A 25,808-nucleotide genomic window follows, 5' to 3' on the forward strand; every position below is an offset into this window, starting at 1 on the left:
TCAATCCTCTACTGCCCATACTATTCTGGCAAACTAAAAATTATTTCAACTAACTGCCCATCACGTTCGACCATGACGCCAATTTCGGTTAATTCTGCTAATTGCCCCATCACTTCTAACGACTGCCCCATATCAGTTAAGTCGTAGCCGTTGATGGATTTGGCTAAATCATTTGCTTTAAAACCTGCTGAGGCAAATAAAGACTTATTTTTGCCCGGGTTTAATCGATAACCGCTGATGCCATCTGCACCGCTGACTGGTGAGATAGCCAGATAGTCGGTTAATTTACCCGGATCGGCTAGTAATTCATCACGTGAATCGGCTAACTCTTGAGAGAGCACACTGCGCTGAACCGTTTGCACGGTGCGATTTTGTTTTGCTTTTTGAAGTGATTCATTGGCTTGGCTTTGAGTGGTGTAATTTAAGCCATCAAGCATTAAGGTTTCATAGCGGCCCGCATTGGTAATAATAATGCGGTCGGCATAAACTTCTTTTAATGACGCTGAAGTGCCTTTGATTTTGTCACCTAGGCTGTAGGTTTCTTGGCTGCCTTTTGACTCGATAACCGCAAGGCCATGTGAATCAGAAGTTGATGCCACCACACCTGTCAGCAAAATAGACAAGTTAGTTTTAGGGGCATCGGTAATTTGTTCCACTGGAGCGGGCTTTTTCGCTTGGGTATCACTGGCACCTTTTTTACCAAACAGTGATAACTGTTGCACACCACTGAGCTCAATACGTTTCGCGCTAGCAGAAGAAGTTGGCGATGGTTGCCATGCTACAGCTTGAGAATTAACAGGCATTAACTTCCAAGTGATCTGAGCAGCAATTGATAGCACGATCACTAACCCTAACCAAAAGAAGGCCGCGCTCAGCTGCTTTTGAGGAAGAGCCGCAACCTTGGTAATAACTTTATCTAATACATCCATATTTGCTTTGACCCTCAGCACAGGTCGCTGTTCTTATTCTGTTAATTTAGGAAATACTGCATCATGCTAACCTACACGGCTTGTCGCAACAAGCCCATAGCATCTGGATTGGCGAAATACAGCTGATTATGCTACATTTGCGCGCTTAAAAAGGCTGTGAGAAATGCCACTATTTAGGCTCTTGCCTCCATTTTACATGTGAAAAATGTCAACCTTGTGAACTCATACCACTTTTGAGGGGGCTTAATGAGCATAGCTCAAGTTAATACTATGTCAGTAAGGTTAGATAAATGGTTATGGGCGGCACGTTTTTATAAAACTCGCTCGCTAGCAAAAGACATGATCAATGGTGGCAAAGTTCACTATAACGGCCAAAGAGCCAAATCGAGCAAACTAGCAGAAGTCGGTGCAACAGTGCGACTTCGCCAAGGGCACGATGATAGGGAAATAATTATTGCTCAATTGTCTGAACATCGACAAGGGGCTGCTATAGCGCAAACGCTATATCAAGAAACGGCTGAAAGCATCAAAAAACGCGAGTTTAATGCTGAAGCCAGGAGATTAAATATCTTAAATAATCCGGCGCCTGAAACTAAGCCGGATAAAAAGCAACGTCGACAACTTAAACGCTTTAAAGAGTTATAAACTTTTTAACGGCACAACAAATTGAGAGACCACATGAGCAAAGATCTATTACATCGCTACTTATTCGATAATGCCGAAGTCCGTGGTGAAATGGTACAACTGGAAAACAGCTACCAAGAAATTTTAGCCGCCCATGATTACCCTGTTGCATTACAGCACATCATCGGCCAATTAATGGCGGCAACGTCATTGTTGACAGCCACCATTAAATTTACTGGCGACATCAGTGTGCAATTGCAAGGTGATGGCCCAGTATCTTTAGCAGTTATCAATGGCAGCAACTTACAGGCCTTACGCGGCATAGCCCGCTGGAAAGGTGAGTTAGCAGATGACGCTTCACTGGCGGAGCTGTTTGGCCAAGGTATTATGGTGATTACCCTAACCCCTGATGAAGGTGAACGCTACCAAGGTATTGTGTCTCTTGAGCATGCTGATTTAGCAGCCTGTTTAGAAGAATACTTCAATCAATCTGAGCAGCTACCCACAGTGATCCGTTTATTTGCTGACGGTAAACAAGCTGCCGGTATGTTGTTACAGGTATTACCGACTGAAAACAAAGAAAACGAAGAGTTCGAACACTTATCTGCGCTGACTCATACTATCAAGTCAGAAGAGCTATTTGGCTTAACCGCAGAAGAAGTGTTACATCGTTTATACCATCAAGAAGAAGTGCGCTTATTTGATCCTATCGATGTCACCTTTAAGTGCAGTTGCTCTAAAGAGCGTAGCGCTAAAGCGCTGGCTACCTTAGAGCAAGCAGAAGTTGAAGCCATACTCGCTGAAGAGGGTAAAATTGAAATGGACTGTGAATATTGTCCTGCAGTTTACAACTTTGACAGTATCGATATTGCGGCAATCTTTGCTGGTAACATGAGTGCAGACAAGCAGCAATAACTGTTACCTCCTCAAGTAAACTTTCAAAAAAAGCGCCTAAGGCGCTTTTTTTATCGCTAAAAATCCCCCTTTCAACTTAAAAAATGCCACTAATTACAAAAAAGTTACCAAACTGTTACTCCTCCGTGCCGTTATTGCGTTATTATTAAATTGCATAGGGATCGCTAATTTAGTGTTCAACCGAACCTTAATTCAGCCGCACCTAAGCCAAACTTAAGCAAGCTAACGTAAGTCATCCTAAACAAAAAAATCGGCGCCATAGACCGATAAACGACCTACTTATGACGGAGAACCACTCGATGACAGATGAAACCAACAGCGTACACCTTAACCTTACTAGCGCTGAGTTAATTGAACTTGCTTTACAACGTAATGAAGGGACATTAACCGCCAATGGCGCACTGGTAGCAAAAACCGGCGCAAGAACAGGTCGCTCTCCCAACGACCGCTTTATTGTTCAAGAAGCCAACACCCAAGATGAAATCGACTGGGGCTCAGTCAACAAAGGTATCGCTGCCGATACCTTTGATGCACTTTGGGGCCGTGTTGAAGCCTACCTTGCTGATAAAGAGCTTTTTGTTTCTGAGCTTGAAGTTGGTGCCTCTGATGAGCACTACCTTCCGGTTCGTGTTACTACAGAATATGCTTGGCATCAGGTATTCGCCCGTAATCTATTTATCACCCCAGAAAGCTTTAACCGTGGCGATAAAGCAGTATGGCAAATTATCAATGCACCTGATTTTGTTTGCGATCCTGCCCGTGACGGCACCCACTCCGATGCCGTAGTGATGATTAACTTTGCCGCCAAAAAGGTACTGCTTGCAGGACTTAAATACGCCGGCGAAATGAAAAAGTCGATGTTCTCGGTGCAAAACTTCTTATTGCCAGCAAAAGGGGTATTGCCAATGCATTGCTCCGCTAACGTGGGCGCTAAAGGTGACACTACTTTATTTTTTGGCTTATCAGGCACAGGGAAAACCACCCTTTCAGCCGATCCTAAGCGCTTTTTAATTGGCGATGATGAACATGGCTGGGCACCGGGCGGGGTATTTAATATTGAAGGCGGCTGCTACGCTAAATGTATCGACTTAAGTCAAAAAAATGAGCCGGTTATTTGGGATGCGATTCGCTTTGGCACCGTACTTGAAAACGTGGTGTTAGATGACTCTCGCACTCCTGATTACACAGATACTAGCTTGACTGAAAACAGCCGTGCTGCTTATCCGTTAGAGCATATTGGCCAGCGCGTTGAAGAAAATCGTGGCGCTGAGCCTAACTCGGTGGTGTTTTTAACCTGTGACGTATCTGGGGTATTACCACCAGTATCAGTGTTAAGCAAAGAGCAAGCGGCTTATCACTTCTTGTCAGGTTATACCGCCAAAGTTGGCTCAACTGAAATGGGCTCGACCGCAGCCATTCAATCGACCTTCTCAACATGCTTTGGCGCACCATTCTTCCCACGTCCAGCAGGGGTTTATGCTGAACTATTGATGAAGCGCATTGAATCATTTGGCAGCCAAGTTTACTTGGTTAATACTGGCTGGACTGGTGGACCTCACGGTGTTGGTAAGCGTTTTGACATCCCTACGACCCGCGCGATTGTCGATGCCATTGTCAGCGGCGAGCTTAAAGACGTTGAAACCATGCATATTGATAAACTTAACCTTAAGGTGCCTATCGCGGTATCAGGGGTTGAAACTGCATTATTGAACCCAGTAAACACTTGGGCAGATAAAGCTGAATATGCCAAATTTGCTCAGCAACTCGCCGAAGAGTTCACCGCAAACTTTGCTAAGTATGACGTGTCTGATGAGATTAAAAATGCTGGCCCTAATAGCTAGTGTTGAGCCGATGACATATTAACTTGTCATCACGGCGCTACCAAGTTGAAGCCTAATCAAAAAGCCGCAAATCCCCAGTTGCGGCTTTTTTAATGGCGTAATTTACTTTCCTTTAATCAGTATCAATCTGCTATTGCCTCCATAGAGAATTAATTTAAGATGACACAATAAACTTTGGATATATCATAGGGATATCTATGCGCCGCGCCATCATTGCCACTCTAGCGATTAATTCATTCTTGCTGCTCAATAGCAATGCATTCGCCACTGAAAACCTTAGTAAGCATTCGGAAAAAATAATAACTGCCAGCCCTAGCGTTAATAACACCTTTGTAAACGACCCTATTTTACCGCCAATTGCCAGCTGGCAAGGCGCCAGTAAAGCATTAATTCAATCAAAAAATGCACCATGGGCGACCCCTTTTGAGCAAAACGGTTTAATTAGCAGCCCTAATTACAATGATACCCAGCAATGGCTCACCAAGCTGGTCGACAGCAGTGATTTACTGCAACAAGTCTCCATCGGTAAAAGCCCCCAAGGCCGTGATATTTGGATGCTGGTCGCATCGGAAGAAGGGGCTGCCACTGCTAAAGAGCTTAGCGGCAATAATAAGCCCACAGTCCTGGTACAGGCGGGGATCCATTCTGGCGAGATTGATGGCAAAGATGCCGGCATGATGTTGCTACGTGACATTAGCCATGGCGACAAAAAAGCCTTACTGGATAAGGTAAATCTGTTGTTTGTGCCCATTTTAAGTGTCGATGGTCATGAGCGCAGTGATGAGTTTAATCGGGTTAATCAGCGAGGGCCGGTTAATATGGGCTGGCGCACCAACGCCAGAAACCTTAATTTAAACCGTGATTACGCCAAGTTAGATACCCTTGAATTACAGCATATGATCCGTGCCATCAATTTGTGGCAACCCGACTTGTACATTGATGTCCATGTGACTGACGGCATCGACTACCAATACGATGTCACCTTTGGTTATAACGTCAAACAAGGCTATAGCCCAGCAAGTTTTGATTGGCTAGAAAACTATTATCGCCCTGAAGTTGAAGCGGCGCTGACCAAGCAAGGTCATGTCCCTGGCGGGTTAGTATTTGCCATTGATAATACCGATATGTCTAAAGGGCTGTCTTACTGGAATCCAAGCCCACGCTTTTCAAATGGTTACGGTGATGCGCGCCATTTACCGACCATTTTAATTGAAAACCACAGCTTAAAACCCTTTAAACAACGGGTGCTTGGTACCTACGTGATGCTTGAGCAAACCCTTAAAACGGTTGCCGAGCATGGCACTAAATTAACAGCGGCAATTTATGAAGATAAGTACCGCACCCCGCAGCAGCTTGCGTTAACTTGGCAAAGCGTCAAACAACCCCAAGGTTGGGATTTTAAAGGCATTGACTACAGCGTTGAGCAAAGTGACATTAGTGGCACAAATGTGGTCAGATGGAATGGCCAGCCAAAGCTATACCCTAACTTACCGCTAATGGGTAACACTGAAGCCGATATCATCACTCAACGGCCTAAATTCTATTATGTTCCCGCCCAGTGGCAGCAAGTGATTGAGCGCTTAGCCATACATGGCGTAAGAATGACTCGCTTAGAAAAGCCTAAAACCATCAAGGCGGCGCAATACCAATTTAGTCAGCCTGAATTTAACGCAGTAGATTATGAGGGTCGTCAACGGGTTAAAGCTAGCAGCACTAAAGTTAAAATAACAACCACTTTACCAGCTGGTACTATTCAAATTGCCACTAACCAACCTCTGGGTGATTTAGCCATTTTGCTGCTGGAACCTCAATCTGCAGATTCGTTTTTTCAATGGGGGTTTTTCAATAGCATCTTTACCCGTACTGAATACATTGAAGACTATGCCGTCGAGCCATTAGCGGCCAAAATGCTGGCTGAAGACGATAATTTGAAACTAGAATTTGAAAAAGCCTTAGAGGATGAAGCCTTTGCTGCAGATCCGAAAGCCAGACTGCGCTGGTTTTATCAACGTAGCCCCTATTACGATGAGCAATACTTGAAGTATCCAGTACTGAGATCTCACTAACTCAAATTCTAAAGCTAACGATAACCAGCTGCAGCAGCAAACATTGCCACTTAATACGCCATAAGCGCCTGTTAAGTGGCTTTAGCTTGCGCGTTTTCATAACTCGCAATCATGGCTAACTTTTGCCTACGCGTTAACTTCTTTACCGCTATTTCCCGCTTCAATGCACGACTTCTATCAGGCTGTGACTCTTGATATACCAGTGTGAGTGGCCCTTTTCCTTTTAAGAATTTAGCCGCTTTTACGCCACCAGCTTGATGCTCAGCAAAACGGCGACTAACATCTGTGGTAACCCCAGTGTACAAGTGACCGTTATGGCATTTGACCATATATAAAAACCAAGCAGATGCCACGATTGCTGGCTTTTTCGATGTGGTCATTAGACTATTATTGCAGTCACTGGCAGTTTGTTGGTTTTGGGTCGGCATCGATATAAAAAACCTTCGGTCTGATCATAGTTATCTGCTGCCAGCATGGCATAATGCAGAATCAAACATAAATCTTATCATCTTAGCACTCGCTAAGTGCAATCAGTATATGGCAATAGCCATGTGAGGAAGCAACGATGTCAAAGCAACCAGATGCCTGCGCACAACCCGATTTAATGCCGCCACAGGAGGCTATCGAAGCGTTATTAGCGCAAGTTAATGCCACCCAAGACAATGAAATGGTCAGCTTAAATGATGCAGTTGGGCGAGTATTATCTGAGAATTTAGCTTCTTGTATTGATTTGCCTCCCTTTGATAATTCATCAATGGATGGCTTTGCTTTTCGTTTTGAAGATTTAAACCTCAGCGCAGCATCGACTGAACTGACCCTTATCGGCACCTCATTTGCGGGTCACCCTTTTAAAGGGACGCCTCAAGCCAATACTTGTATCAGGATAATGACCGGCGCGCCGGTACCCGCTGGTTATGACACAGTGCAGATGCAAGAAAAAACTACCACCAATGCTGACATCATTAGTATTGAAGCGCCCAAAGCGAAAGGCGCTAACGTGCGCTACCGCGGCGAAGAGTTGCTTGCTGGTACCAATGTGTTAAAAAGTGGCATTCAAATTCGCGCCGCAGAGATGGGCGTACTGGCCACTATCGGTATTAGCCAAGTCAGAGTAAAACGTAAGCTTAAAGTCGCCTTTTTCTCAACGGGTGACGAATTAAGACCTGTTGGTAGCGATCTCGCCCCTGGGCAAATTTATGACTCTAATCGCTACTCAATTAAAGGCTTATTAACCCAAGCAAACGTGGAATGGATTGACCTAGGTGCCATCGAAGATGACAAAGAAGCTATTCGAGGTGCATTCAGAGAAGCAGCAGAGCAAGCTGATATCGTGCTCACCTCTGGCGGGGTTTCAGTGGGTGATGCGGATTACACCAAACAAATTTTGTCTGAAGAAGGTGAAATCACCTTTTGGCGCTTGGCCATTAAACCGGGTAAACCGTTTGCCTTTGGTAAATTAGGTAAAGCGGTATTCTGCGGTTTACCGGGTAACCCTGTGTCATCAATGGTGACGTTCTACAAGCTTGTTTGGCCTATTATCAACAAAATGCAGGGCTTAACCCCTAAAGCACCTGTCATCGTAACAGCGACACTTTCAAGCCCTATCCGTAAACAGCCGGGCCGCGCCGAATACCAGCGTGGGGTGCTTAGCCGTGATGACAATGGCGAGTTAGTTGTTTCCACCACTGGCGGTCAAGGCTCTGGCATGTTGACCTCAATGAGCCTAGCGAATTGCTTTATTAACTTAGCGCAATTTCAAGGCGATGTTGCAGCGGGTAGCACAGTCGAAGTTGAACCCTTTAACAGCGTACTTTGCTAAGGATTAATAATGACCGACAGCAAGGGGCTAGCAGCTTAATGAGCAATGACATGTTAACTGACGATATTCTTACCGATAATGAAATGCTGCGTTATAGCCGCCAAATATCCATTAAAGCCATGGATATCGAAGGCCAAGAGAAACTTAAACAAGCCAAAGTCTTAGTCATAGGCGCTGGCGGTTTAGGCTGCACTGTAACCCAATATCTGGCAGTGGCAGGTGTGGGTGAAATGACCATAGTGGATTTTGATACCGTGGAGTTATCAAATTTGCAGCGCCAAGTACTGCATCATGATGAAAATATCGGCCAAGCAAAAGTTGATTCTGCGAAGCAAACATTACAGCAACTCAATCCACTTATTTACATCAATACCATTAATCAGTTTCTGGATGAAGCTGCCATTGAGCAGTTAGTATCAACACATATGCTGGTGCTGGATTGCACTGATAATGTATTAGTTCGCGAGCAACTTAACCGCAGCTGCTTTAAGCATAAAGTCAGCTTTATTTCAGCGGCAGCTATTCGTATGGAAGGCACGGTGACGGTATTTGATTATCAGTCGCAGTCGCCTTGCTATCAATGCTACAGCAGTCTGTTTGGTGAGCAGCAGCTAACCTGTGTTGAATCAGGAATATTAGCTCCTGTCGTGGGTTTAGTGGGTTGTATTCAAGCCACTGAAGCCATTAAGGCCATTAGCGGTATGGGCCAAGGGCTTAATGGCCGCATTCTAATGATTGATGCCATGACGATGGAGTTTCGAGAAATGAAACTACCGAAGCAAATTCACTGCCCCGTTTGTGGGCAATAGAAGTAATTCACCTAACAAGGCAAACTTGTCTATAGTTGAAGAAGAGATAAAACGGCTTTATAAACAGGAACTCTGTTATGTCAGCTCTTCTTCAACAACTGCATCTAAGCATTCAACAACTGCGCCAGATAACTGGATTTACACCAAGCTCGTCTCAAGAATTTTACTGCCACTTAAGGCCAATGCAAACACTGTGCTTAGGCTGTAGCGTTACCCTTCTCTCGGCCTGCTCAGGTGACGATATTACCCCGTTACACCAAACTAATCCTGCTGCCGATTACTGCCTTAAGCTAGACGGCAGTTTAGCGACCATAGCTCACATCAATGGCGATATCTTACTGTGCACTTTACCCGACGGTGAAGTAGTGGAGTCTTGGGAATTATTTAGACGCGACCATCAAAAATCGTAGTGGCACTGAACGCTAAGCGCAATTGAATTGGCTAGCGCCTAAAATTATAAGTATCAGCGTGATAAAACGGATTAGCTTGTAGTGGTAGCCGTTACCAAGTCACTTTGTAAAACTGCACTATCAGGTTTCACCGCTGCAACTTCAGTGACTGCAACCTCAGTGACTGCAGCTTCATCAAGTTTAATTCTATCGGCTTTAGCAATGTAGGCCGGTTTGTTACTGCCAGCTTTTTTAGCATTGGCTTTTTTGGCTTTCGCTTTCAGGGTTGAGTTGATTTTTTTACGACGATTCATTGCATACTCTCGTTACTGTTACGCCGAAAAAATTCAATATTTTTACTGCAGATATTCAAATGGAGGGCGATTTTACAATTGAACGGTTAAAAATACCAATTTTGAATCATCAAAATTGGTATTTAGATTTTAAGATTAATTAATCTTGTATCACCACCCAAATCGCATGTAGCACACCTGGAAGGAAGAATAATAAGCATAAAATGATGTTGATCAGTAAGTCTTTACCGACCCCTTTTTTCAAGAAAACCGCCACCGGTGGTAATAAAATTGCCAGTATAATCAGAAGAATTTTGTTTGCGTCCATAAGTTTCAGTGTCCTTTTTATCAACAGTAAAAGCTAACTAGTGTAAAAATAATAACCAATTGTGAAAGTCGCTAAATATCATTATGATTATTTTACCTACAATTTCATATTGAAATATTTATAAATTTTTGAAGGCTTAATGATAGAAAATAGTAGTAGCTTAGTGTTAATTCAAGTTATTTGCGTGCTTTGTATTGCAGCAACTGTCGCTTGGATCATCATGGTCGTACCAATGAAGGTCGCGCCCAGTGCCAGCTCACGCTTTGCATTGGCTAATTTTTCTATCCTTGTCGGCATGCAGCTTTACATTCAGCGCACAGATGAACCCAGCTACTTACATTGGCTAGTCGCTGATATGTTCATCCTGATTGGCTTTTGTTTATTACGCTGGGGCGCACAACGGCTGTATCACCTGACCTCTAGCCATCGCAATGATTTAATGCTGCTGTTTATCACTGGCGGGTTAATGCTATTGGCTAAACCACAAGCCTCTAGCTCTGCGTACTTGATGATTATTTTATCCTTTAGTGCCGCCACACTATTTTTTATGCTCGCCAAAGATCACTATGTCGCGTTGAAAGCTAACTTTACTGCTTTTGCAACTTATTGGTTAGTCATCCCCATTGTTGCTATTGGATTCATGTTTTTTATCAGAGCGTTCATTTTGATGCTCTATCCAGAAAAAGTAGCCAATTACGCCGCCTTTAATGCCAAAGAATCTATCCCTATTTTATGGACCTATATCGCACTTATTTTGATCGTGAATATTCTTATTATTGGTAACACTATCAATCGCCTAGTCGTAAAGATTAGAACTCTCGCCAACAAGGATGCCCTCACCGGATTATGGAACCGTAATGCCCTGCAACATAAACTCAATACTGAACATCAACGCTGGTTAAGGGATAAGGTTAGCTTCAGTGTGATGGTGATTGATTTAGATCGCTTTAAAGATATAAACGATAATTATGGTCATGTGGCTGGTGATGAAGTGCTTAAAGCGGTGGCGCAACAATTGAGCTCAGCGACCCGAAAATTAGACTATTTATGCCGCTTTGGCGGCGAAGAGTTTGTGCTGATCTTACCCTTAACCGATGAAGATAACGTGCTACAAGTGGCAAGCAAACTGCAGCATAAATTAGCTCAAATTCAACTGGACTGGCACGGTAACACCATATCCATTGAAGCCAGTATCGGCTGTGTCACCATGAAAGAAGGCGTCGATGCCGAAGCGTTATTAGGACTGGCCGACAAAGCCATGTATCAAGCAAAAAACAGTGGTCGCAATTGTGTTAAATCAGCCAACCTAATGCGCTTACAAAGCGATTCAATTTAACCGCTAACAAATCCATTTTACTGCAAGCGTGATGACTCTGAGCACGTTTACTTTACTGGCGCAGGCCATGGTAAATCATTGGGACTTTGCCATTCATTTGCTAGCTGCTGAGTGACTGCTGCCAGTTTGAATTGCTCACCTAAATGGGGCCATTGAATAAATTGGTACTGCGTAGCTTTATATTCAAACTGCAGCGCCATTGCATGCAGGTAGCATCTATCTGATGCCTCTCCGCCATAAAGGCTATCCCCTAAAATCGGTACCGCTAGACTGGCTAACGCGACCCGTAATTGATGGGTTTTACCACTCAGTGGTTTTAGTAAATATAACCGAGTCCCAGCGGCAATTGAATGGGAAAAAAACTGCGTGATAGCGGGGTTCTCAGTAGAACGTAATAACTTATACATACTGCGACGCGACTTAGCCATATCGCCAATCACCCAACCTTGTTTCTTTTTCGGCTTACCTTTAGCAATGGCCAAATAATATTTTTGGATCTTATGAGCGCTAAACATCTCGGTGAATATAGCAGCCGCGGCTGAAGATTTTGCCAAAATCAATAAGCCTGAAGTTGGCGTATCTAAACGGTGAACCGCATATAACTTAATCCCTAAATCAGCCTCAACTTGAGCGACTACGCCCGCATTACCATCTTGACTGTGAAAATGAACCCCTGCGGATTTATTAATGATAATAAAGTCAGGATGCTGCTCAACTAGCTGATACATAAATGGGCTTCTATTAAGTAATGATGAGTGATGCGAGATAACATTGAATACTGGAAGTGAACATTAGAAATGAATATCGGCAATCAAACCAGGGTTATTATCTACCAATTCAATACTGGCACGATGGCGAGATAAAATCGCTTTTACCATAGATAACCCTAAACCTGTGCCTTGATGGTGACGACTAGGATCTAAACGCACTAAACGCTCAAACACTCGTTCTTTGTCTTGCGCATTTATCCCTGGGCCATTATCAATAATTTGGATCCGCCGACCTTGTTGCACAATGCTAATTTCGGCATCTTCAGGCGCGTACTTAATGGCATTATCCACTAGGTTAAATAATGCTTGGAATAGCAGGTATTTATCCCCTGAAATAGTGACATCATTTTCAATCACTAAATTAAGGGTTTGCTGTTTAGACTCAGCTACCACTTCTGCCATTTCATATAAATCTTGGCAAAGCTGCTGCAAGCTAACGGGTTGCATATCAAGGGTCTGCTGGCCTTCTTCAATGCGCGTTAGTGACAACATGGCATCGAAGGTTGCTAAGCAATGATCTAGCTCTTCTAGCAGCATTGCGGTGAGCTCAGGTACCTGCTCGGCCGGTTTTTGCGGTAACTGCTCGATACCTATGCGCAAATGCGAAAGCGGCGTACGTAAGTCATGGGCGATATTATCGGTCACCCCGCGTACTGACATTAAGTTGTGCTCTAAGGTATCTAATACCCGATTAAACTGTCCTGCGAGCATATCAAATTCGTCTTGATTATGACTAACAGGAAAACGGGTATCGTATTGTCCTTGCTCAATTTTCTGACTCAATAGATTGTATTGAACTAAGCGCCGTAAGATGGCTTTAGAGAAAATAAAACCAACGGCTAAGGTCATTGCTAATGTCAGCGCCACCATCCAAAAGGCCGCATTAACAAATTTATCAATCAATGCAGCTAAGTTATCAGTACGGGTGGCGATAAGCACGGGACCGTAATTGGTTAACACCAATCCTCCGGTCAAAATATGCAGTTTATCTGGTCCGCCAGTGAGAATGGGGAAATCGCGGGTTTCAGGCAATAATGGCATGTTGTCAGGTACAAAACTTAAGGCACCAACCATGTCGACATTATTACGCCAAGCAATTAACGCGGTTTTGGGATCAGCCGCGCGAATTTGCGCCGCAAAACTACGACGGTCCACAGTGAGGGCTAATTGCTTGTAGCGCTGCATTTCAGTCGCGAGATGCTGCTCAACTTGGCTTTCTTGTTCCATGACTAGCTGCCGGTATAAACCCGATACCAGCAGTACAATTAACAAGGTCACCAAAGTAGAAAATATTAGCGTGATCCGCCAAGCACTACTTTGGTAGGGTTTAATTCCCTTTACAGAGGCGATAACCAGCCCCTCGAACGGTTTCGATAATTTCTGGGTGACCTAACTCTTCAAACTTACGACGCAGCTTAGCGATATGTACATCAATCACATTGGTACGAGGGTCAAAATGATAATCCCAAACAGCTTCAAATAATAGCGTACGGCTAATCACTTTATTAGGATGCTCCATCAGATATTTGAGTAATTGAAACTCTTTAGGTTGCAGCATAAGTTCATGATCATCTAAGGTCACTTTGCGCGTGAGTAGCTCCATTTTCAAATTACCGACTTCAAGATCGGTACTATTTGAAGCAGGCGCATTGCGTTGAATTAACTTTTCAGCTCGCACTTGCAACTCTGCAAACGCAAAAGGCTTAGTCATATAATCATCGCCACCAGCACGTAAGCCTTTTACACGCTCATCCACATGACTTAGCGCTGACAAGATTAACACTGGGGTTTCATTACCATTTTTACGCAACGCGGTTAACAATGTTAACCCATCAATTTGGGGCAGCATTCGGTCTAAAATAATAATATCGAAATCATTATTTTTGGCTTTATACAGGCCATCATGGCCATTGGTTGCCGTATCGACTTGGTATTGCTGAGCTGTAAAACCCTCTGCAACATACTGTAATGTTGTTGCGTCATCTTCAACGATTAATACTCGCATAGTGCTGTTCCTTAGTCCCACTGCAGTAGGGGTAATGGACGTAAATTCTCAATATCAAAAGCAATAGTATGCTTACTGGCCGCATTAAGTAGCTTCAATTCTAAATAACTTATGGTCAAATCGTGCTCGAGTTCTGCTTCAATTAAATAACCAGATTGATTTTTTGTCGCTAACTTAATCAAATCCGTAAAGGTCATTTTATGATCAATAAGTACTTTGGCGGCCTTAATTTGGTCTAAATCATCTGAGGCAAAATGACTTAATTTCTTACTCATCAAGCTGCCATCTTTGGCATCAAATTCAAACGCTATAAGTTCGTTTGTATCAAGGTTGATAAGTTCTATTTCATAAATTAACTGATCTTTTTCAATATCCATATCAAAAGCTGAAACCAAGCCATTGTGATCCATTTCAACTTGCTGGATCACCACAATAGGTTCAACGTACTCACCTTGAGATAACAAAGTATGCATACTAGGCGTTGCCATCACCATTGAAGGGAATACCACAAGCAATGATAGAACAATACGGAACATGAGAGCCTCAAAAGACATTGATAATTGAGCTACTTTACCTAAGCCGATTAAAAGACCCAAGCTTTGTAAGATTAATAATTGATCATGATTCTAGAATATGAACTTGTTCTGACTTCAATGCTATTGTGGTGGCTAAACCTTGTTGTAGCTCAAGTTTAGTCGCTAAGTGAGCTGGCACATCCATATTAAACGTCTCATCAATCCCTGCCATACGCGCTTTTATACGTACAGATTCCCCCATCACCAACATAGAATCAATCACGATATCGAGTTTATTGATACTGCGGCAAAGGCGGCCGCTGGTAATAGCGCTGAATCGAATGCCCTGATTAGGGATCACCCAGCGTACGGTTTGACCAACTTCGCAATCTGGGGCGCTATCGCTAGCAATAATCTGGTCGCCCATTTTAAGCCAAGTAATATTGGCTTTTTCATCACGACCAGACACTTGGGCATTAAAGATATTACGTAAGCCCATTTGCCTCGCCACGGTTTCATTGCGAGGATGAGACAAGACATCAAACGGTTTACCTTGCTGGAGCATCTTGCCTTGGCTGATTAAAATCATTTTATCGGCCAGTAATAAAGCCTCATTCATATCATGGGTCACCATAATCACTGGAATTGATAATTGCGATTTTAACCGTGCTAACTCAATATATAACCTTTCTCGGGTTTCTCTATCCACCGCAGAAAAGGGTTCATCCAGCAATAAAACTGCCGGCTCTCTGGCAAGCGCTCTGGCTAAGGCGACGCGTTGGCGCTGGCCCCCTGAAAGCTGAGCCGGTAAGCGTGCGGGTAAGCCATGTAAATTCACTCGCTCTAACCAATCTAACGCCCGGGCTTTACGCTCATGCTTTGCAATATGATCGAGCCCAGAAATGACATTTTCCAGTGCAGTTAAGTGCGGAAATAAACCAAAGTGCTGTGGCACATAGCCGATATGACGTTGCTGCGGCGATAAATTGATGCGCTTCTGATGACAAAACCAAGTTTTATCTCCACTTTGAATCGCTCCTTGTTGAGCTGAACCTAAGCCCGCAATCATTCGCAGCAAGGTGGTTTTACCACCACCTGAAGGGCCAACGACGGCTAATACTTCTCCCGCTTTACAACTAAAGTCAGCCTCTAACGGGATCGGTGCTTGTTGGGAAATATGGCAATGTAAATCAACGTTGCGGATTGGCATGCTCGCCTCCTAAACGCCTTGAAAGACTGGTGGTGATTGCCAAGACACTAACGGCAAAGACCAATAACACTAACGACATGGTACCAGCCGCTTCAAAATCAAAGGCCTGCACACTGTCGTAGATGGCAATAGATATGGTTTTGGTTTCACCGGCAATATTACCGCCTAACATTAGCACTACACCAAATTCACCCAGCACATGGGAAAAACACAGCACCACTGCGGTTAACACCCCAGGCCAAATCATCGGTAGCTCAATTTTGACAAAAATTCGCCACCAACTCATGCCACAACAGGCGGCGGCATCAGGAATATCGTGAGGGATAGTTTCAAATGCCCGCTGGATTGGCTGCACTGCAAAGGGAATATTGACTAAAATAGAGGCAATAACTAAACCGGAGAAGTTAAACACTAATTGCGCGCCAAAGAGTGACTCAACCCATTGGCCGATGAGGCTTTGACTGCCAAGGCCAACCAGTAAGTAATAGCCTATTACTGTGGGAGGCAGCACTAAGGGCACCATGATTAACGCTTCAACCCATGACTTCCCTTTGAACTGACGGTAAGCCAGTAGTCGACCAACTACAATGGCCAATGGCACTAAAATTAGCACAGTAACGCTACTCAGCTTGGCTGATAACCATAACGATTGCCAATCCATAGATTAATTCTCGACTTGCATAAAAGCGCTTGAATTAGCACGCTGAGGAAAACCAAAACCATAATTGAGCAGTACATCTTTTGCGGCTTGGGTTTGCATATACTGATAAAACTGCTGAGTGGTAGCACCAGCATTGGGCATCATCACCATTCGCTGATTAATCGGCTCATATAACGACTGGGGTATTTCGATATAATTGCCCATTTTGCGAAACTGCTCAGATGACGCTAACGATAGCGCCACTATGCCACCTTGTGCAGAACCACTTAAGGCAAATTGCGCCGCTTGCGAGACATTTTCGCCCATGATGATTTTAGACTCTAACTGCGGCCATAAGCCTTTTGCTTGCAATAAACTTCTGGCTCTTTCGCCATAAGGCGCGTGAGCAGGGTTAGCAATAACAAAGCGGGCAATCTTGCCGTCAGTTAACTGCTGTTGTAAGCCGTTAAGTTCAACATCAAGCACTAGGGAGGAGTTTTTCGGGGCAACTAGGGCTAACTTACCAACAGCATAAATGGTGCCATCAGAGTCTGTTTTTCCAGCTTTATGCAGCTGCTGAACATAAAACTCATCAGCACTTAACAGCATTTCAAAGGGAGCCCCATGTTGGATCTGGGCGACAAAATTACCCGAAGATCCATAGGATACTCTTAATGGCAATCCAGTTGAGGCAGTGAAGTTGGTAACAATTTCATCAAGGGCAAATTTAATATTCGCAGCGGCGGCAATCGCTGGAGGTTTGGCCGCCAGCGATGAAAATGACACCAATAACACTAGGCTAGATAACGCCCTGATAAAAGCGGTTCGACGCCTTTGACTCAATGAAAAACAACGGCGAATCGTGCTTAACGTCATCATGTCAGCATCCTATGCTATTTAGATTCATTCCACATAGTGGCTGCTTGCTCATCTGAATCACGGGCTTCAACCCAATTATTGCCTTGCTCACCAGCTTCTAGTTTCCAAAATGGTGCTTTGGTTTTTAAAAAGTCGATTAAGAACTCGCAGGCTGCAAAAGCGGCTTTACGGTGGGCACTGGTAACACCGATAAACACGATTTGCTCACCAAGCTCCATACGGCCAACACGGTGAATAATTGTGACATAATTCAGCGGCCAGCGAGCATAGGCTTGCTCAGCCAGTTGCACTAATACCGCTTCAGTCATGCCAGGGTAATGCTCAAGGGTGAGATCAGTCACTGCGCTGCCGTCATTAAAGTCACGCACTTTACCGGCAAAGGTCACCACTGCGCCATCACTGTTATCTTGTGCAATAGCGGCGTACTCATCGGCGACATTAAAGTCTTCGGTTTGCACTCTCACCACTTGTTTAGTATTCACTTGGCTCATGGTTAGCCTCCAGTGACAGGTGGGAAAAAGGCCACTTCATCGCCATCTTTAACCGCTGCATCCCATGAACTCATAGTTTGATTAACGGCAACTAATAATTTATCTGAGGTGAGTACTTTAGCCCACTTTTCATCTTTAGCGGCTAGGGCTGCACGTAATTGTTCAGTATTGCTAACGCCATCAGCAGCAACTTCTACTTTAGCGGTGCCGAGTAACTCTCTTACTTGTGCAAAAAAAAGGACCTGGATCATGTCAATCTCTCGTCTTTCAAAATTTTAAAATGGCTAATATTTTATCTTTATAGCTGATGTTGCTAACTCGCATTGATAACTAGCGTGATAGTGCAAGTTAAGCGCTGCCGGCTAATCTTCAGCTTGGAAATGACCTGATTTGCCGCCACGTTTTTCAAGTAAACGTACTTGGGAAATGATCATGTCTTTTTGCACCGCTTTACACATATCGTAAATGGTTAATGCAGCGACTGAGGCAGCTGTTAATGCTTCCATTTCAACGCCCGTCTTACCTGATAACTTACATAAGCTGGTGATCCTGACGCGATTAAGTTCTGGCTGCGCTTCAAGGTCTACTTCCACTTTGGTCAGCATTAATGGATGACATAATGGGATCAGATCTGAGGTCTTTTTCGCGGCTTGGATACCGGCAATACGCGCAGTAGCAAACACATCACCTTTATGGTGACTACCGCTCATGATCATCTCTAACGTACTTGGCGCCATATCAATAAAGGCTTCGGCGCGAGCTTCACGCTCAGTGATATTTTTTTCTGTGACATCAACCATGTGGGCATTGCCATCGGCATTGATATGGGTAAAACAATTGCTCATGCTAACTTGCCTTATAGAATCTTGAGAGTAAAAAATTATTCAAATATAAGTAAACCTCAGCAGCTTAACCGCCAATAGAGGCTAAGTGCTTGGTGACACCCGTGATACCTTGGTGGAGATAATGGGTTTCTTTTTTCTGGGCTAATTGGCCATGTAAGCGCTCAATTAACTCGGCGCGCTGAGACTCGTGTTGCAATAAGTCACGTAAGTCCAGACCGGTTTCGGTAAATAAACACAAATGCAATTTACCTTTGGCCGACACTCGTAAACGGTTACAGCTGGCACAGAAGTTCTTCGCATAAGGCATGATAAGCCCTATACGACCTTGGTAATCTGGGTGACTGAAATTTTGCGCAGGACCATCATCTACATCAGGAAGATCATATAACCAACCTTCTGACTCAAGTTTTAACTTAATATCGAGTCCAGCTAGATGATGAGCGTTGAAATAATCATGGCCTAAGCCTGTTTCCATCAGTTCGATAAAACGCAAATCAATCGGCGTATTCTTTATCCACTGTAGAAAACGGGGCAAATCTTTATCATTAAGCCCTTTGAGTAAGACTGCATTGATTTTGATTCGCTCAAAACCTGCATCAAGTGCAGCATCAATGCCACGCATGACTTCATCAAATTTGTTCTCACCAGTGATTTGATAAAACATCTTAGGATCTAAGCTATCAACCGACACATTGATGCGTCTAAGTCCGGCGTCATACCATTCTTTGGCATTTTTCTCGAGACGATAGCCATTAGTGGTGGTAGCAATGGTTTTGATATTGTCATTGTCTGCAACGATACGAATGATATCTGTGAAATCTTTACGTAAGGTTGGCTCACCACCGGTGATGCGGATTTTTTGGGTGCCTACTTCACCAAAAGCTGCCACTAAATTTTCAATTTCATTTAACGCGAGAAACTTAGGTTTGCCATCAGGTCTGTAACCATCTGGGAGGCAATAGGTGCATTTGAAGTTACAAACATCAGTGACTGACATTCGCAAATAGTGAAACCTTCGACCGAAACTGTCTTGTAATTGGGACATGTTAACCTTTCCAAGTGTGGGAGGTAAGCGCATTTCTTTGCTGACCCCGGTGGCATAATTACCACGGCTAAATATCCATATCTGTGGACGTAGGACATAAAGCTCGGAGAACCGTCAGACTTAATTATAGGCCTAAATTCGCTCGAATCAGTATCTTTTTATGACATTTTGTCCCAGTTAGTCAAAAATCTGTAAATATTTGCGAGCCAGCTCACGAGCTTAAAATCTCACTTGCTACTGTGACCTTTAGCAATTTTAAGGTAAGGTGAGTAAAACAAAAAAATAACAAACCCGCCAAAAAACGGGAAATTAAGAACTAAGGTGAAATGATGGAACGCGAATCAATGGAATTCGACGTAGTTATCGTTGGTGCTGGCCCTGCCGGACTCGCGACTGCTTGTCGATTAATGCAAATATCACAAGATGCAGGCAAGGAAATGACTGTCTGCGTGGTTGAGAAAGGATCTGAAGTCGGCGCTCATATTCTGTCCGGTGCCGTATTTGAACCAACGGTATTGGATGAGCTATTCTCTGATTGGCGCGATTCAGACATTCCACTTAATACTAAAGTCTCTCACGATGAAATCTACCTATTGAGCTCTGATAGTAAATCTCAGCTTATGTCCAATAGCTTAGTACCAAAAACCATGCACAATGATGGCAACTACATCATCAGTGTCGGTAACCTCGCTCGCTGGTTAGCTGAGCGCGCTGAAGCATTAGGGGTAGAAATTTTCCCTGGTTTTGCGGCCAGTGAGGTACTTTACAATACCGATAATAGCGTTAAAGGTATTTTAATTGGCGATATGGGTGTTGGCATTGATGGTCAGCCTAAAGACAGCTATATGCCGGGCATGGAACTTCACGCTAAATACACGGTGTTTTCAGAAGGTTGTCGTGGTCATTTAGGTAAAGAGTTAATTGCAAAATATCATCTAGATAATGGTAAAACACCACAGCATTACGGCTTAGGCTTTAAGGAAATGTGGAAAATCCCTGCTGAACAGCATCAGCAAGGTAAAGTGGTACACACAGGTGGCTGGCCCTTAAATGATGGTGCATCTGGTGGCGGCTTCTTATACCACATGGAAGATAACCAAGTGGCAGTTGGACTGATTATCGACCTTAACTATAAAAACCCTCACATCAGTCCGTTCGATGAATTTCAGCGTTATAAACAGCATCCGGTTATCGCACAAACTTTATCGGGTGGTGAGCGTATTACTTATGGCGCAAGAGCAATTGCAAAAGGTGGGCTTAATTCATTACCTAAAATGAGCTTTCCTGGCGGCTTATTAATTGGTTGTGATGCAGGTACGCTAAACTTTGCCAAAATTAAAGGCACCCATACCGCAATGAAGAGCGGTATTGTCGCTGCAGAAACCTTAGCGGAAGCATTAATGGCTGGGGTTGAAGCAGGTAAAGATTTAGATTGTTTCCAAACGCGCATAGAAAAAAGCTGGCTCCATGAAGAGCTGGTTAAATCTCGCAATTTTGGCCCTGCTTTACATAAGTTTGGTACTTACCTTGGCGGTGCATTTAACTATATCGACCAAAACTGGTTCGGCGGTAAATTTCCAATCACCTTACGTGATGAAGCTCCAGATCATGCAGAAATGGGCTTAGCTAAAGACTTCAAAGAAATTCAGTACCCTAAACCTGATGGCAAATTAAGTTTCGATAAATTATCGTCAGTTTACCTATCTAATACTTACCATGAAGAAGATCAGCAGTGTCATTTACATTTAAAAGACCCTTCGATCCCTATCGCGGTAAACCTAGTTAAGTTCAACGAGCCAGCCCAGCGTTACTGCCCTGCTGGCGTGTATGAAGTGGTTACCGACGGCGCTGAAAACAAGTTTGTGATTAATGCGCAAAATTGTATTCACTGCAAAACATGCGACATTAAAGATCCAAGTCAAAATATCACTTGGGTCACCCCTGAAGGTGGCGGTGGTCCAAACTACCCGAACATGTAATCTTTATTTAGATGTGTTTCAGCCACTAAAAAGCCGCATATAAACAATGCGGCTTTTTGTTGCAAGCAATATAGGCTCTAAATGATTTTCAACGTCATTACTTTATGAAGTTAATCGTTAATGGATAGCGATATGCGATACCTTCGCCTGCCCTGATAATGGCAATAATGGTACAAATGATATCCATCAACCCTAAAAGAATAAGCAATATAAAGCCAATACCAATAAAGGCTAAAATAGAACTGACGATGGCATAAATGAGTAAGCTCAATTTAAAGTTGAGACAGTTTTTCCCGCACTCATCAACAAATTTAAATTCATCACGTTTCATCAACCACACGATTAGTGGTCCAATAATGCTGCCCAGTGGAATAATATAACCAGCAAAACTTGCCGCATACACTAACAAGCCCATATTACGTGCTTCTTTTTCTACTGTATCCACTGAATCACTCATGATTTTCCCTATTATTTATATTACTGATTTGATTTTGATGTCGCTGTTTCTAGTTTTACGCTGGCCCATATAAACGGTAATGCCAGTTCTCTATTGTTTGTGCTTGAATTCGTTTTTGTAAGCTAGCAACCCAAGTTTGCGCTAGCCCTTCACATTGCAACAGAGTCGAATATTGTTCGATATCCACTTCTGCTAGAAAGTAAATTCTCATCGCCTCGGCAATACTGACATTCGATTTTCGGTCAATCAAATAAATGCTGTCGCTGGCGTTGATTTCACCTTCTTGCAAGACTTTATAAAACCAGCCGCACATAGCAGTTTGTTGCATAGCAAGGGCAAATTGAGGATGACCAAACTGTAAGTTAAGCTTAAAACAGGGCGAACGAGGTTGGGTGACTTGCAATAGCGCAGTGCCAATTTGAATAATATCGCCAATATTGACCTGTGATTCATCTAAGCCAACGCTACTGATATTTTCGCCCATGGCAGGCGCATCTTTAAAGCCTGCCATTAAATCCCAACGACGATATTGGCCATAATGCTCTCGAGGAAAGTGATGTAACACCCGATCGCTGCCGCCATGATGCTGTGGATCTGCTTGGCTATCGCCTTTTACGCCCAGCTTGGAGACGATAAGGGTTTGGGCGAGTTGTTTATTGTTAATGCCACTATCAATAAGGTGCGTCTGATCACCAAGAGCACTAACTTGTTCTCCTTGATATAAAGCGGAAATTTTTTTAACCAGCAACTGAGCATCCATGAGCAGTAACTCTTAATTAACAAGGGATTGGATTATTTAAGAATATAGCAGGCTTATAGTAGTGCTTACTATAGGGAATTTTCAAAGCGCATTTTTCGCCCTAACACAAAAGAGCGATGCTAAACAAAAAGCCCCTGCAAATGGGGGGATTGAAGGGGCATAAATCTTTCAAATTACATTGGGCATTAACGTATCCCAGAAATGGAAGAAACTTTTTCAACAAAAAGCCATATAAAGCATCCTGTTCAATAAGTTACCTTGTCATAATAATCGTCTCACATGACAGAACAACGACACTTTTATGATAAAAATATGACCTGAGGCGACAGTAAAATGATAACTAACAGCAATTAGCCTAAAATATTCGCCCACTATTTAAACTGAGTTAATTTCAGTTACTCACTATGTTTTTTTGATTGAAGATAATGCTGCAGCGCATCTCCTGGGACTGAGCTGGCAGTAGCCACGGCAATGGCGGCCCATCTTGCCCCTTCTTCCATGGCTTGGGTAATGGCTTTTTGCTGGCATAAATAATGGATTAAGCCTGCGGCAAAGGCATCTCCAGCCCCTGTAGTATCTAACACTTGCGCTGTTACTGCTGGTACATGAAACTGTTCATTGGCACTATAGGCTATCGCCCCATTCTCGCCATCGGTGACCACAAAGTATTGCAATGACTCACCGGCAATTTTAGCGGCAAAATCCCACTTATTGTCATCACAGCGGCCATGCATATCGGTAATTGAAGCAATTAAAATATGGCATGGTCGTACCCGCTCATCTTTAGCTAACTGCGATACGACCAAGCAATGATCAAGGGCTGATGCGGTCCATTGACTAATGCCTTTAGCTGATGAGTTAGTGTATAGCGCATCCCATTGTTGCCAGTTTGGCGGCGTGCTTAGTTCAAATAGGGGTCTTTGTGGGCGGATAATAGTGCGTTCACCATCGGGCGTCATCACCAATAACATTTCACAGGTTGCGCCATCAAAGCGTTCCACTAAGCGGCAATCTAGCCCCTTGGTGCTGGCTTGAGCCAAAATCCAATTACCTATCTTGTCAGAGCCCACTTGGCTCACTAACGAGACATTGTGCCCAGCCCATACCAAACCGATGCCGGTATTAGCACCACCGCCACCGAGCCGTAAGCCGCCATCTTGATAATGAAAGCGACCTCCGGTTTGCAGCGGTTTATCTAATTCCAGTAAGCGGTCACAGTTAATGTTGGCAAGCAGTAAAATATTAGCCATAGCGGTCTCTTTTAACAATCCAATGTCCAATGCACCAAAATCATCATGATAAAAATGACGAGGATGGTGGGACAGTGATGATGCATTCAAAATCAGTATACTGCAAATAACAAAAAAGGCAGTGACCATGGTCACTGCCTTTCATTAACTTATTTCTCAAGCTTGGGGCGCTTACATATCAGCGGCTTGCAAGGGTTTACGTAATTGAGCGCGAACATTATCCATGCCTGAATAAAATTCTTTCATCATCAATAAGCCCATCATTTTACCGTTATCGGTCCAAATGAGGTTATCAGGATCGTTCGGGTCATTTTTAATTGCACCTATGGCTCTCATTGAGGCCATTTCTTTAAACAATGCGGTATCTAAGTTAACGCCGAAGGTTTCACGGAAATACTTACGTGATAAACGACCAGAGAACATGCCCAGTAAGAAGCGATATTGCATCACTTCTTTCTTGCCATATTGCTTTTGTTGCTCGACACCCATTTTGCCATTGGCAATGCGCTCTTGGTATTTTTTAAGCGAGAAGGTATTCACGTATAAGGTGTCATCTAAGAAACTAAATGAACCTGAACCTACGCCTAAGTATTCATCATAATCAATAACATACTCATCAAAGCCTTCGTTCTGCGCTTTACCAAATGCCCAACCTGATAGCTGAGTATATTGACCATTTAAGGTATTAAGAATTTGACGATACTGACGGGCCATATCACCATGAGGAGCGGCTAATTTACCCTTAACACTCTTACGTGTTTGGTGAGTAATCATCAATGGATAAGTGGTGATTTGACGAGGGTCTAGCTTAGACGCCATATCTAAATCATGCTGAATAACTTCATCGGTTTGACCGCGGAAACCAAAAATCAAATCAACATTGATAATCGGGAACAGCTCTTTTGCCGCCATAATTTTATCAAATGTTTGCTGACCGGTACCGAATTTCTCAATGCGGTCTGTCATCGCTAAAATGTCATCATTAAAGCTTTGCACACCAATAGACATACGATCGACTAAGCCTTCTAACTGCTTAAAGCCAGGGCTGTCTAAGTGCTGAGGATCGGATTCACACGATACCTCTTTAATGTTCGGGAATAGGGTTTTGGCGTGTTCAATAGTGCGAGCTAATTCATCTTCTAATACTGTGGTGGTGCCACCGCCGATATACATAGATTCAAAGTCGTAACCGAGGTTTTTAACCATATCCATTTCTTTGCGTAAAGACACGAAATAGCGACGAGCTTTATCTTCATTAAATAAGAAACGATGGAAAGTACAGTATGAACACAAGGTATGACAAAAAGGTACATGAGCATACAGCATGTACTTTTTACCTTCTACTGGCGCTGGCATCATTTCCGCTGAAACCGTGTCTAAACGCAAATTACGATCAACGTAAAATTGCATCACTTTTTCCATCGCACTGATCATCCAATCTGGCGTGGTGATATTGGCCTGATAAGGTGATTGGATAATGGTATCTGATGGACGGATAATTGATGACATGGCAATTCCTAGTTAAAAAGGGACTCGCAAACAACGCTAATGAGTTGCTACTCAAGTAGAAAATTTCGATATACGCTACAAGGATGTTAACTATCTAGAAGTTA

28 protein-coding genes and 1 riboswitch are annotated in these 25,808 nt (G+C 43.5%); of the genes, 9 read left to right on the plus strand and 19 right to left on the minus strand.

The window, feature by feature from the left end; all coding sequences use genetic code 11:
* Positions 1 to 20: 20 nt before the first annotated feature.
* Positions 21 to 929, minus strand: a complete 909-nt coding sequence (gspC, locus tag Q4546_RS09125; protein WP_102436021.1) for a type II secretion system protein GspC — start codon at positions 927 to 929, stop codon at positions 21 to 23.
* Between the two features lie 246 nt (positions 930 to 1,175).
* Here gspC and hslR point away from each other — a divergent pair, with 246 nt between their 5' ends.
* The 4 genes from hslR (at position 1,176) to Q4546_RS09145 (ending at position 6,375) form a co-directional block, all read left to right on the plus strand.
* Positions 1,176 to 1,574, plus strand: coding sequence for a ribosome-associated heat shock protein Hsp15 (gene hslR / locus Q4546_RS09130; protein ID WP_102436019.1), 399 nt, complete (start codon positions 1,176 to 1,178; stop codon positions 1,572 to 1,574).
* A gap of 33 nt (positions 1,575 to 1,607) precedes the next feature.
* Positions 1,608 to 2,468 (plus strand): Hsp33 family molecular chaperone HslO, encoded by an 861-nt coding sequence (hslO, locus tag Q4546_RS09135; protein ID WP_076541343.1) that lies wholly within the window; start codon positions 1,608 to 1,610, stop codon positions 2,466 to 2,468.
* Positions 2,469 to 2,767: 299 nt separating this feature from the next.
* On the plus strand, positions 2,768 to 4,309 hold the full coding sequence (locus tag Q4546_RS09140) for a phosphoenolpyruvate carboxykinase (protein WP_303446141.1): 1,542 nt from the start codon (positions 2,768 to 2,770) through the stop codon (positions 4,307 to 4,309).
* A 197-nt stretch (positions 4,310 to 4,506) separates the two neighbouring features.
* The gene (locus tag Q4546_RS09145) at positions 4,507 to 6,375 is read left to right on the plus strand and encodes a M14 family metallopeptidase (RefSeq protein WP_303446142.1); all 1,869 of its coding nucleotides are present in this window, start codon (positions 4,507 to 4,509) and stop codon (positions 6,373 to 6,375) included.
* A 71-nt stretch (positions 6,376 to 6,446) separates the two neighbouring features.
* Here the strand turns inward: Q4546_RS09145 and Q4546_RS09150 are convergent, their stop codons facing one another.
* On the minus strand, positions 6,447 to 6,803 hold the full coding sequence (locus Q4546_RS09150; protein WP_102476462.1) for a GIY-YIG nuclease family protein: 357 nt from the start codon (positions 6,801 to 6,803) through the stop codon (positions 6,447 to 6,449).
* A 137-nt stretch (positions 6,804 to 6,940) separates the two neighbouring features.
* Here Q4546_RS09150 and glp point away from each other — a divergent pair, with 137 nt between their 5' ends.
* The 3 genes from glp (at position 6,941) to Q4546_RS09165 (ending at position 9,413) form a co-directional block, all read left to right on the plus strand.
* Positions 6,941 to 8,194 carry a gephyrin-like molybdotransferase Glp gene (glp, locus tag Q4546_RS09155; RefSeq protein WP_303446143.1) on the plus strand — a complete coding sequence of 418 codons (1,254 nt, stop codon included), beginning with the start codon at positions 6,941 to 6,943 and terminating at the stop codon, positions 8,192 to 8,194.
* A gap of 38 nt (positions 8,195 to 8,232) precedes the next feature.
* Complete coding sequence (moeB, locus tag Q4546_RS09160) at positions 8,233 to 9,003, plus strand: molybdopterin-synthase adenylyltransferase MoeB (protein ID WP_102476464.1); 771 nt, start codon at positions 8,233 to 8,235, stop codon at positions 9,001 to 9,003.
* A gap of 77 nt (positions 9,004 to 9,080) precedes the next feature.
* Entirely contained in the window at positions 9,081 to 9,413 is a 333-nt protein-coding gene (locus tag Q4546_RS09165) for a DUF333 domain-containing protein (RefSeq protein WP_102436007.1), read from the plus strand.
* A 71-nt stretch (positions 9,414 to 9,484) separates the two neighbouring features.
* Here Q4546_RS09165 and Q4546_RS09170 read toward each other — a convergent pair whose 3' ends face one another.
* Both Q4546_RS09170 and Q4546_RS09175 read right to left on the minus strand, forming a co-directional pair.
* Positions 9,485 to 9,706, minus strand: coding sequence for a DUF2986 domain-containing protein (locus Q4546_RS09170; RefSeq protein ID WP_102436005.1), 222 nt, complete (start codon positions 9,704 to 9,706; stop codon positions 9,485 to 9,487).
* Positions 9,707 to 9,845: 139 nt separating this feature from the next.
* Positions 9,846 to 10,013, minus strand: coding sequence for a YqaE/Pmp3 family membrane protein (locus Q4546_RS09175; protein ID WP_076541354.1), 168 nt, complete (start codon positions 10,011 to 10,013; stop codon positions 9,846 to 9,848).
* A 139-nt stretch (positions 10,014 to 10,152) separates the two neighbouring features.
* Between Q4546_RS09175 and Q4546_RS09180 the strand changes: the two genes are divergently transcribed.
* The gene (locus tag Q4546_RS09180; RefSeq protein ID WP_102436003.1) at positions 10,153 to 11,349 is read left to right on the plus strand and encodes a GGDEF domain-containing protein; all 1,197 of its coding nucleotides are present in this window, start codon (positions 10,153 to 10,155) and stop codon (positions 11,347 to 11,349) included.
* Between the two features lie 47 nt (positions 11,350 to 11,396).
* On the opposite strand, the gene Q4546_RS09185 is transcribed toward Q4546_RS09180, so the two are convergent.
* From Q4546_RS09185 to moaA, 11 genes are all read right to left on the minus strand, one after another.
* On the minus strand, positions 11,397 to 12,077 hold the full coding sequence (locus tag Q4546_RS09185) for a TIGR01621 family pseudouridine synthase (protein ID WP_102531521.1): 681 nt from the start codon (positions 12,075 to 12,077) through the stop codon (positions 11,397 to 11,399).
* A gap of 63 nt (positions 12,078 to 12,140) precedes the next feature.
* A complete protein-coding gene (locus tag Q4546_RS09190; RefSeq protein WP_102435999.1) occupies positions 12,141 to 13,397 on the minus strand; it encodes a HAMP domain-containing sensor histidine kinase in 1,257 nt (418 codons plus the stop codon).
* Positions 13,398 to 13,446: 49 nt separating this feature from the next.
* Positions 13,447 to 14,124: a response regulator transcription factor gene (locus Q4546_RS09195; protein ID WP_076541362.1), complete on the minus strand. Its 678-nt coding sequence runs from the start codon at positions 14,122 to 14,124 to the stop codon at positions 13,447 to 13,449.
* A gap of 11 nt (positions 14,125 to 14,135) precedes the next feature.
* Positions 14,136 to 14,660 (minus strand): PepSY domain-containing protein, encoded by a 525-nt coding sequence (locus Q4546_RS09200; RefSeq protein ID WP_303412836.1) that lies wholly within the window; start codon positions 14,658 to 14,660, stop codon positions 14,136 to 14,138.
* Between the two features lie 82 nt (positions 14,661 to 14,742).
* On the minus strand, positions 14,743 to 15,849 hold the full coding sequence (locus Q4546_RS09205; RefSeq protein ID WP_303446144.1) for an ABC transporter ATP-binding protein: 1,107 nt from the start codon (positions 15,847 to 15,849) through the stop codon (positions 14,743 to 14,745).
* The gene (gene modB, locus Q4546_RS09210) at positions 15,830 to 16,510 is read right to left on the minus strand and encodes a molybdate ABC transporter permease subunit (RefSeq protein ID WP_102435991.1); all 681 of its coding nucleotides are present in this window, start codon (positions 16,508 to 16,510) and stop codon (positions 15,830 to 15,832) included. The genes Q4546_RS09205 and modB overlap by 20 nt, the downstream gene beginning before the upstream one ends.
* Before the next feature lie 3 nt (positions 16,511 to 16,513).
* Positions 16,514 to 17,368 carry a molybdate ABC transporter substrate-binding protein gene (gene modA, locus Q4546_RS09215; protein ID WP_303446145.1) on the minus strand — a complete coding sequence of 285 codons (855 nt, stop codon included), beginning with the start codon at positions 17,366 to 17,368 and terminating at the stop codon, positions 16,514 to 16,516.
* Positions 17,369 to 17,382: 14 nt separating this feature from the next.
* Positions 17,383 to 17,859 carry a molybdopterin synthase catalytic subunit MoaE gene (gene moaE / locus Q4546_RS09220; RefSeq protein ID WP_102476470.1) on the minus strand — a complete coding sequence of 159 codons (477 nt, stop codon included), beginning with the start codon at positions 17,857 to 17,859 and terminating at the stop codon, positions 17,383 to 17,385.
* A 2-nt stretch (positions 17,860 to 17,861) separates the two neighbouring features.
* Positions 17,862 to 18,110 (minus strand): molybdopterin synthase sulfur carrier subunit, encoded by a 249-nt coding sequence (gene moaD, locus Q4546_RS09225; protein WP_076541374.1) that lies wholly within the window; start codon positions 18,108 to 18,110, stop codon positions 17,862 to 17,864.
* Positions 18,111 to 18,221: 111 nt separating this feature from the next.
* A complete protein-coding gene (gene moaC / locus Q4546_RS09230; RefSeq protein WP_102476471.1) occupies positions 18,222 to 18,704 on the minus strand; it encodes a cyclic pyranopterin monophosphate synthase MoaC in 483 nt (160 codons plus the stop codon).
* 64 nt (positions 18,705 to 18,768) lie between these two features.
* Positions 18,769 to 19,749, minus strand: coding sequence for a GTP 3',8-cyclase MoaA (gene moaA / locus Q4546_RS09235; protein ID WP_102476472.1), 981 nt, complete (start codon positions 19,747 to 19,749; stop codon positions 18,769 to 18,771).
* Positions 19,737 to 19,870, minus strand: a riboswitch (molybdenum cofactor riboswitch). It overlaps the preceding gene by 13 nt.
* Before the next feature lie 208 nt (positions 19,871 to 20,078).
* Between moaA and Q4546_RS09240 the strand changes: the two genes are divergently transcribed.
* Entirely contained in the window at positions 20,079 to 21,728 is a 1,650-nt protein-coding gene (locus Q4546_RS09240; protein WP_102435984.1) for an electron transfer flavoprotein-ubiquinone oxidoreductase, read from the plus strand.
* Positions 21,729 to 21,825: 97 nt separating this feature from the next.
* Here the strand turns inward: Q4546_RS09240 and Q4546_RS09245 are convergent, their stop codons facing one another.
* From Q4546_RS09245 to Q4546_RS09260, 4 genes are all read right to left on the minus strand, one after another.
* Positions 21,826 to 22,185, minus strand: a complete 360-nt coding sequence (locus Q4546_RS09245) for a DUF4870 domain-containing protein (RefSeq protein WP_102435982.1) — start codon at positions 22,183 to 22,185, stop codon at positions 21,826 to 21,828.
* Positions 22,186 to 22,240: 55 nt separating this feature from the next.
* Positions 22,241 to 22,945, minus strand: coding sequence for an MOSC domain-containing protein (locus Q4546_RS09250; RefSeq protein WP_303446146.1), 705 nt, complete (start codon positions 22,943 to 22,945; stop codon positions 22,241 to 22,243).
* Positions 22,946 to 23,340: 395 nt separating this feature from the next.
* Positions 23,341 to 24,195: a PfkB family carbohydrate kinase gene (locus Q4546_RS09255; RefSeq protein ID WP_102520223.1), complete on the minus strand. Its 855-nt coding sequence runs from the start codon at positions 24,193 to 24,195 to the stop codon at positions 23,341 to 23,343.
* Between the two features lie 171 nt (positions 24,196 to 24,366).
* Positions 24,367 to 25,704 carry a coproporphyrinogen III oxidase family protein gene (locus Q4546_RS09260; RefSeq protein ID WP_102435978.1) on the minus strand — a complete coding sequence of 446 codons (1,338 nt, stop codon included), beginning with the start codon at positions 25,702 to 25,704 and terminating at the stop codon, positions 24,367 to 24,369.
* Positions 25,705 to 25,808: the final 104 nt, after the last annotated feature.

Origin of the sequence: Shewanella sp. 4_MG-2023 (genome assembly GCF_030548015.1) — a bacterium.
GTDB lineage: Bacteria > Pseudomonadota > Gammaproteobacteria > Enterobacterales > Shewanellaceae > Shewanella.